The sequence below is a fragment of the Frankia nepalensis genome, assembly GCF_016786325.1.
GTDB lineage: Bacteria > Actinomycetota > Actinomycetes > Frankiales > Frankiaceae > Pseudofrankia > Pseudofrankia nepalensis.
This window is the reverse complement of record NZ_JADWYU010000355.1, coordinates 1-1,482: the sequence shown is the minus strand read 5'-3', so window position 1 is coordinate 1,482 and position 1,482 is coordinate 1. Positions and strand designations below refer to the sequence as shown.

The 1,482-nt window shown below is 76.1% G+C and carries 2 protein-coding genes; one reads left to right on the top strand and one right to left on the bottom strand.

Features of this window, described 5'->3' with window-relative positions:
- Positions 1-112 precede the first annotated feature (112 nt).
- Positions 113-826, top strand: coding sequence for a TetR/AcrR family transcriptional regulator (locus I6A81_RS41170; RefSeq protein WP_238430911.1), 714 nt, complete (start codon positions 113-115; stop codon positions 824-826).
- 113 nt (positions 827-939) lie between these two features.
- Here the strand turns inward: I6A81_RS41170 and I6A81_RS41165 are convergent.
- Positions 940-1,482 (bottom strand): phytoene desaturase family protein (locus I6A81_RS41165; RefSeq protein ID WP_407661477.1); only part of this gene is annotated, 543 nt, incomplete at its 5' end.

Sequence of the window (1,482 nt, the reverse complement as noted above, 5' to 3'; positions counted from 1 at the left end):
CCCGGGGGGGCGGGGCGGGCCCCGCCGGGCGCGCCACGCCGCCGGAGGCGCTGACGGCGGTGGCCCCGGCCACCGCCTCGCCGCACGCGGATGATCGGGCACACTGACCGCCATGGCATCCTCCCCCGCCCACGCGCGGGCGGCCCGCGGCGCGTCGCCGGCCGCCGGCGCGGCATCGGACACCGTGGAACCCTCGGTGGCCAGGACGGCGCCGGCCGGCGGGACACCCCTGGTGAGCGGGACGATGCCAGCCACCGCCGCGCCGGAACGCGTGCCTTCCGACTGGTCCGAGCGCCGGGCGGACGCGCGGCGCAACCACGAGTTGATCATGGCGGCCGCCCTCGAGGTCTTCGCCGAGAAGGGCCTGAAGGCGACCGTGCCGGAGGTCGCGGCACGGGCGGGCGTAGGGAAGGCCACCGTCTACCGCAGCTACCCGACCAAGGCGGACCTCGTGCGGGCCGTCGCCGAGCACCAGCTGAGCTGGATCGACGCGCGCGTGGCGGCCGCCGCCGAGGAACCGGATCCCTACGTCGGCCTGCGCGGCTTCCTCGACGACATGGCCGAACGGCTGGCCCACGACCTGGTGCTGCTCATCGAGGTACTGCCGAAGGCGGACCCGCGCACCCAGGAGTCAACCGCCACCCGGACGCTCGCCAGGATCGTCGAGGCGGCCCGCGAGCAGGGATCGCTGCGCCCCGACGCCACCGCCATGGACGTCCGCGTCCTCATCGGCGGCTACGCCCGGGTGCTGGCCGACCTCGGCGTGCGCGACCCGGCGGTGTGGCGCCGGTACGCCGGCATGGTGCTGGCCGCGCTACGCCCCTGACAGCGCCTCGGCAGCGCCCGGCGACCCGCCACACCAGAGGCGGCCGCCACCACCGAGCCGAGGTCACCCTCGTCGATCATGATCCGACGCTCGGCCAAGCCCCAGGGCCGGCTTCATGCCGGGCCGACGAGATCGGCGACGATCCGCGCGGACACGGCGACCAGCGGCAGGCCGCCGCCGGGGTGAGCCGAGCCACCGACGAGGAACAGGCCGGGGATCGAGGTCCGGTTCGACGGGCGCAGGAACGCCGCCCAGGCGCCGTTCGACGAGGAGCCGTAGATCGAACCGCCCGGCGCGCCGGTCCGCCGCTCCAGGTCCGCCGGAGTGATCGTCTCGAACCAGCGCAGCCGGTGGCGGACGTCCAGCCCGCGCCGGGCCATCGTGTCCAGCACACGATGCGCGTAGGAGTCGGCGAGACCCGGGCGGTCCCAGTCGACGCCGGCGCGGGCCAGGCCTGGCCGGGGCGCGTGCGGCGGCGCGTTGACCAGCACGAACCACGCCTCGCAGCCGGGCGGCGCGAGCGACGGGTCCCGCGGAGCGGACACGTAGATCGTCGGGTCGGTGGGCAGCCGACCGCGGAAGACCGCGTCGAACTCGGCGTCGTAGTCCGCCGGGAACAGCACAGTGTGGCGAGCGGCCGGAAGGGCGCTTGCCAC